6 protein-coding genes and 1 riboswitch are annotated in these 5,920 nt (G+C 65.2%); of the genes, 1 reads left to right on the plus strand and 5 read right to left on the minus strand.

Annotation, left to right across the window (positions count from 1 at the left end; all coding sequences use genetic code 11):
• The coding region (locus F6Q13_RS16595; RefSeq protein ID WP_293058866.1) for an MFS transporter at positions 1-520 on the plus strand (520 nt) is incomplete at its 5' end.
• A 4-nt stretch (positions 521-524) separates the two neighbouring features.
• Here F6Q13_RS16595 and F6Q13_RS16600 read toward each other — a convergent pair.
• From F6Q13_RS16600 to F6Q13_RS16620, 5 genes are read right to left on the minus strand one after another with little or no spacing between them, the layout of a single operon-like run.
• Positions 525-2,054: a DNA mismatch repair protein gene (locus F6Q13_RS16600; protein ID WP_293058869.1), complete on the minus strand. Its 1,530-nt coding sequence runs from the start codon at positions 2,052-2,054 to the stop codon at positions 525-527.
• Positions 2,051-3,583, minus strand: coding sequence for a DNA mismatch repair protein MutS (locus tag F6Q13_RS16605; protein ID WP_293058872.1), 1,533 nt, complete (start codon positions 3,581-3,583; stop codon positions 2,051-2,053). Before F6Q13_RS16605 ends, F6Q13_RS16600 begins: the two co-directional genes overlap by 4 nt.
• 2 nt (positions 3,584-3,585) lie before the next feature.
• Positions 3,586-3,918 (minus strand): DUF732 domain-containing protein, encoded by a 333-nt coding sequence (locus F6Q13_RS16610; protein WP_293058875.1) that lies wholly within the window; start codon positions 3,916-3,918, stop codon positions 3,586-3,588.
• A gap of 32 nt (positions 3,919-3,950) precedes the next feature.
• Positions 3,951-5,270 (minus strand): PPE domain-containing protein, encoded by a 1,320-nt coding sequence (locus F6Q13_RS16615; RefSeq protein ID WP_293058878.1) that lies wholly within the window; start codon positions 5,268-5,270, stop codon positions 3,951-3,953.
• A 21-nt stretch (positions 5,271-5,291) separates the two neighbouring features.
• Positions 5,292-5,591 (minus strand): PE family protein, encoded by a 300-nt coding sequence (locus F6Q13_RS16620; RefSeq protein WP_293058881.1) that lies wholly within the window; start codon positions 5,589-5,591, stop codon positions 5,292-5,294.
• A gap of 178 nt (positions 5,592-5,769) precedes the next feature.
• Positions 5,770-5,832: riboswitch (Fluoride riboswitch) on the minus strand.
• Positions 5,833-5,920 lie beyond the last annotated feature (88 nt).

Raw genomic sequence — 5,920 nt, forward strand, 5'->3', positions numbered from 1 at the left:
GATACTTCGCGCCACACAGTTGCTGGGTTCGCCGCAGCGCTCGGTGAGTGCGGCGACCTCGCTGGCGATCCTGATCTATGCGGGTCACAACGTCGTCGCGGCAGTCGCATCGCTGGTCGCCGGGCGCTGGTACGACCGTAGCGGGCCGCGCGTGGTATTTACGACCGGTGCAGCGGTATACGTGATCGCCTACGGGGTGTTTGCCGTCGGGGCGCACAACCCGGTCGTCATAGCGCTCGGCTTCGCGGCGGCTGGTGCGGGCATCGGGCTTGCCGAGCCGACACAATCGGCGGGGATCGCCCAGTTGCTGCCCGATCGGCTTCGCGGGAGCGGATTCGGCGTCCTGGGCGCAGTACAGGCAACCGGCGACCTGGTGGCGACCGCCGTGGTGGGAGTGCTGTACACGGTGGTTTCTCCTACGCTGGCTTTCGGTTATGCAGCAGTGTGGATGTTGCTCGCAGTCACCGCATCCGGGATGCTGCAGCCCGCGGCACGCCGAGGGCAAGCGCCGATCGGCTGAGACGTCAACCGGGCCGGACAGACTCGTTTTCCGGGTGGGCGGGGATGCCGAAGACCCGGCGGAACGAGTCTTCGCCATAGCTCGTCGGCGTGGGTTCTGCAGGTAACAGTCGGAACGTGCGCGTGCCGTCGGGACGACGCTGCGCCCGCAGAAACAAGTCGGCCGGGTCGTGGCGGGCGTACCGGCTGTGGGCGAAATCGTAGAGATGCGTGACGAACACGACCTTGACCCCGCTTTCGACCATAGCCGCCACGACGCCGCGCGCGATTTGCGACCCCTCGCGCTCGTTGGTCGCGGCGAAAGATTCATTGCACAACAGCAATGACGCCGGCCCGATGTGGTCGGCGATGTGGCTCATGCGGGCAAGTTCTTCGTCCAACTTGCCGTGCGTCAGCGTGGCGTCTTCTTCCCGCTTGAAATGCGTGAACACGCCGTCCCGCACGCCGGCACGAAACGATTCCGCGGTGACGAACATGCCGGCTTGCATCATCACCTGCGCCGTGCCCACGCTGCGCAGGAATGTCGACTTGCCGCCCTCGTTGGCGCCGGTGATCACGATCAGCGATTTGCCGTCGGCGTCGACGTCGTTGCCGACGACCTGTCTGAGGGTGGTCAGGCACAGCGCCACGTCGCGCAGGCCACGACACTCGAACTGGATTTCGTCGATCGGGGCGGGGACCGGAAAACACGTCGGCACATCGAACGCGATGAGCGCGTCGCGCAGGTTGAGGCACCCGAGGTAGAACGCGAGTTCGGTGCGCAGCCGGCCGAAGAATCCTTGGACATGGTCCGCGGACTGGGTGAGGGTGTTCGCGACGTCGTTGATGGCGCGTCCGGCCAACTCGGCCAGCGCCTGGGTGCCCGCCTGGTCGCGATCGTCGACGACGAATCCGCATGTGTCGCCGTGATATCCGGTCAGCTTTTCCCACCAGCTGCGACGCGGCGTCTGGTGGAAGAGATGCCGGCGGCCCTTGTTACCCGGCCCCAGCTGCGCGCTGAGCAGAACCCCACGCGGCAGCTTTAATTCGCTGAGATGTTCGTCAAGCCGGCTCAGGTAGTCGTCAGACAGTTGTTCGGCGACCATCGCCGCAAGCTGCCGAAAGCCGGCCGACCGGAACCGCCCGGCGTGCTCGTCGCACAGGCTGCGTAACTGCCTGAGGTTCGCGACGAGCAGTTCGAGGATCCGAACAGAGCGGCGCAGGATCGACTCCGGATTTTTAGACATCAACCCGCCCAGGAAAACCTTGCGCCGCACTTCGGCCGCGTCCACCGCGATGTTGTACATCTGTTGCACCACAGAGCGATTGGCCAGGCAGTCGGCCAGCACGTGTTGGCGGTAGACGATGACGTCAGGATCGGTGATGGGCAGCTGTATTACTTTCTTGGCGGTCTCGAGCAGAAATTCGTCACCTGCTGCCATGGTGTTGTAGAGCCGCGGCAACTCGAGATCGTCATCGATGAGATCGCGAAGCCACCATGGCAGTACCGGCTGCAGGTCGGGGTCGTGGTCGGGGTGCAACAGACGAACTCTCATCGGCTGATCCTGCGTCGCAGCGTGTCGTGGTCGAGGCCGTATTTGTCCGCTAACGCCGTGGCGTAGGCCAGACCGTCTGCGGGGCGGCGGGTGAATTTGAATGTCCGCCGGGTCGGGTCGTCCGGTTCGACTTCGCCGACCATGCTGACGCATACGGGATCGAGGCCGGCCAACTCGTCGAGGAAGCTGACGTAGACCGCGACACAGCCCAGCTTGATGATGCGCTGCAGGATCTCGGTGCCAATCAGCAGCGCATCGTCGAGGGTGGTCGACGAGAAGCTCTCGTTCATGATGATGATGCTGGCGTCGGTGGCGCGCGACAGGATGTCGTGAATTCGTACCAGTTCTTCGTCGAGCTTGCCGCGCAGCGTCGACAGCGATTCCTGCCGCTCGAAATGGGTATAGATGTGGTCGGGCAACGTCAGCCTGGCTCGCCTGGCGGGCACCGGGCAGCCCAGCGAGGCAAGGTAGGCACATTGGCCGATCATCCTGGCATATGTCGTCTTGCCGCCCTGGTTGGGACCGGTCACCACGAAAATCCGCTCGGCCTCGAATAACTCGAAGTCATTGGAGACGACGACCTTGTCCTCGCCGATTGATTTGACTGCCAGCGCCAGATCGAAGGCGCCGTCAACGGAAACCGCGCCGGGCTCGGTGGTGACTTCCGGATAGCTGAAGGTCAGGCCGGCCACCCGCAAACGGCTGACGAAGGCCAGGTAGGACAGGTAGAACCGGATTTCGTGATCGAATCGGGCGATGGTGGGATCGAGGAAATCTCGGTTTCGGCCGCTGAAGGTGGCCAGCAGCTCGAATGTTTCCGGATAAAGCTTGGCGACGCACTCAAGGATTTGCTCCTCGACGTGGTTCATGTCGGGGTGATCGGGAATCGGAACGCGATAGTCCTTACTTTCCTCGATTGCGAACCGCTCGAATGTCGCCACGATCTCACTGCTGTAGTCGGCTTGGCCGTCGAACTTCTCGACATGCACCGCAAGGCCCTGGATATGCACGGTGTAGCGGACCTCACGCAACGCGGTATGCACGGCATCGGTCTGGCCGACCAGCCTTCGAAAGGTGTCGCTGTCGACATAGTGGGAAACAAAGTCGGCGAATCCGCGTAGCCCACCGGAAGCCGGCGGGAAGTTGGCTAAATCCTCGTCTAGCCGTGCCACGGCGTCGCAATAGATTTTGACCGCCTCGAGGAGCCAGCCCTGCCGTTGCAGGGGATGCCACACATTTTCGGCACGGTCCAGATAGCGCCGCATCGTGCGCATATCGTCGACGAAGACCTGGATTGCCCGACGCGTGCGGTCGCAGTCCAAATCCCGAAATACTTGCTGGCGGTGATCGATAGTGGCCAGGTCACGTGGCGGCGCGTAGAAGAAGGCTTCGACACCTTCGTTCGGGTAGCCGGCAATCACCGCGGTAACGATTTCGTCCAGGTGCAGATCGGGAAAGCAACCCGGTGCGGTGTCTGCGCCGACGTTCGGGTCCGGATGGGGGGAAAGAACGCTGGTGAAGCAAACCACGCCTACCTGCCGATCTGGGCGTGTGCCCAATCCATCACGTCCTGATACTGGTCGGGGCACAGTTCGGCGACAGCCGCCCCGAGTAACTGCCCGGCATGGCGAGGCCTGAAGCCGGCAACGTTTCGAAGCATAGAGATCGTCTCGGCCGGTGGTGCGCCGGCACGTAACGAATCGCATGCGGCGGTGCCCCAATGTAGCGCGTCCTCGGGAGAGATGATGGTGATGTTGGCCCTTTCCAGCCGGATGAGGTATCCCGACTCGCTGGCTACTGCCGGCGTAGCGGCCAAAACCGTGGTGATGGCGAGTCCGGCGGCGAGTGCGGCAATCCTGACCATGTGCTGCCTCCCTTCGGTTTGACGTTGCAGGATCAAACAATCCGTTGTTTGAGCTTGGTGAATTCCTCGTCGGTCAAAACTCCGGAGTCACGGAGTTGCGCGAGTGCGCGCAGTTCGGAAGCGATTCCGGTCACCGGGCCGCCACCGGCCGACGACCTCTGCGGTGGCCGGGCGTGGTCGCGACTCGTGATCGCGCGACCTCGATCCGGGCGGGCCACGCCGACCGTACCGCCGAGAGCACGCCCGGCCATTCCCGCGAGGGCCATATCGCTCAACAGGTTCTCGGAGGTAGCGGTCACCGCGGCCGGCGCCGCGCTCGGTAATGCCGCCGCGGTAAGCCTGGTCGCCGGAGCGGCCACGGCCCAGCTCTGCGGCACCGACAACGCGCCGATCGAGGCTGCCTGGCCCACACCCGCGCGGACCGGAGGGCCTGTACCGGTCCCCAGCGCACCTAAGGCCGCCGACCCTAACCTGTCGACCGGGGCGATCACGCCGCCGCGGATTATCCCTTGGGCGACGTCGAGTACCTCTGTGTTCTCGTTGAAAGCTATCGCCGTCGCCGAGTAGCTGGCCGAGGTGAACGAGGCGGACGCGCTGGTGGTCGACGCCGCCAAGGCGCCGCTGGCGGCGGGAATGTCGGCAGATGCCGCAGTGGCGGCTATCGCGGTAATCACCGATGTCGGGGCCAGGGCCGAAGTCACGGCCGTGGGCGCCGCGAGGCCCTGTAGCGCCTGCGGGACCGCCGACATGATCGTCGAGGCCTGGGTGCCCGCCGATGCGCCGACGGCGTGGGCGACGGCGGCGGCCTGGCCCGCCACCCCGGCCGGAGCGGTGGTGGCCGTCGGCGCAGTGAACGGCGTCAACGTCGCTGCCGACGCTGAGTGGCCGGCATAGCCGTACATCGCGGTGGCGTCTTGGGCCCACATTTCGCCGTAGTGGGCCTCGGTGGCCGCGATCGCCGGGGTGTTCTGGCCCAAAAAGTTGGTGGCGATCAGCGCCGCCAGCAGGCTACGGTTGGCCGCGATCACCGGCGGGGGCACCGTCATCGCGAATGCGGCCTCGTAGGCGGCGGCGGCCGCTCGGGCCTGGCTCGCGGTCTGTTCGGCCTGCGTGGCAGTGGCGGTCAGCCACGCCAGATAGGGTTCGGCCGCGGCGGCCATCGCCGCCGCCGCGGGGCCCAGCCACGGCCCGCCGGTCAGGCCGCAGACCACCGAACCGTAAGCGGCGGCGGTGGAATGCAGTTCGGCGGCCAACCCATCCCAGGCCGCCGCAGCGGCCAGCATCGGCCCGGAGCCGGGACCGGCATACATTCTGCCGGAGTTGATCTCCGGCGGTAGCAGCGCGAAATCCATGGCAACGCAGCTCCTTTGCGGTTAGCCAGTCGCGATCGTGTTGGCGGCCTCGGTCGCCGCATACGAGCCGGCGCTGATTCCCAGCGCGTTGACGAACATCTCGTGGATCGCCGCGGCCTGGGCGCTGACCGCCTGATACATCTGCGCGTGTGCGGCGAACAGGGCCGCGGTCAGCGCCGAGACTTCGTCGGCGGCCGCGGGGATCACCCCGGTAGTTGGGGCGGCGGCGGCCGCGTTCTGGTCGTTCAGCGCCGCGCCGATACCCTGCAAAGCGCCGGCCGCCGACGCCAGCGCCTCTGGATTGGTGGTGACGAATGACATGGAAAACCCTCCCTCACAGTTGTCGCAATGACGTGCGGAATCGCTTCAGAGCGAGCCGGTTAGGCCAGCTCGTGCGGGACTGCCATCAGCAGACACGTCGTCGCCGCGTCGAGCAGCGAGACACCACAAGGAAGTGACGAGAACCGCCATGTATCACACCTGCCTCTACCGTGTCGTTCCCGCGGTAGAAGCCATCAGCCCAGGTGAGGCGGTTGCGGCGAGCTTCATCGCCTGCGCCGAGGATACCTTGATACCGGCTTCGCTGGCAAGTTTCCGACGTGCCTAATGAGAACTAGCGGGTCAGTCATCGGGCAGACTCGCTACCGGTA

Origin of the sequence: Mycobacterium sp. (genome assembly GCF_008709575.1) — a bacterium.
Taxonomy (GTDB): Bacteria; Actinomycetota; Actinomycetes; order Mycobacteriales; family Mycobacteriaceae; genus Mycobacterium.

Bases quoted from the DNA above. Each gene is read 5' to 3' on its own strand.
- F6Q13_RS16600 (WP_293058869.1), bottom strand. From the start codon at position 2,054: ATGAGAGTTCGTCTGTTGCACCCCGACCACGACCCCGACCTGCAGCCG.
- F6Q13_RS16615 (WP_293058878.1), bottom strand. From the start codon at position 5,270: ATGGATTTCGCGCTGCTACCGCCGGAGATCAACTCCGGCAGAATGTAT.
- F6Q13_RS16620 (WP_293058881.1), bottom strand. From the start codon at position 5,591: ATGTCATTCGTCACCACCAATCCAGAGGCGCTGGCGTCGGCGGCCGGC.
- F6Q13_RS16610 (WP_293058875.1), bottom strand. From the start codon at position 3,918: ATGGTCAGGATTGCCGCACTCGCCGCCGGACTCGCCATCACCACGGTT.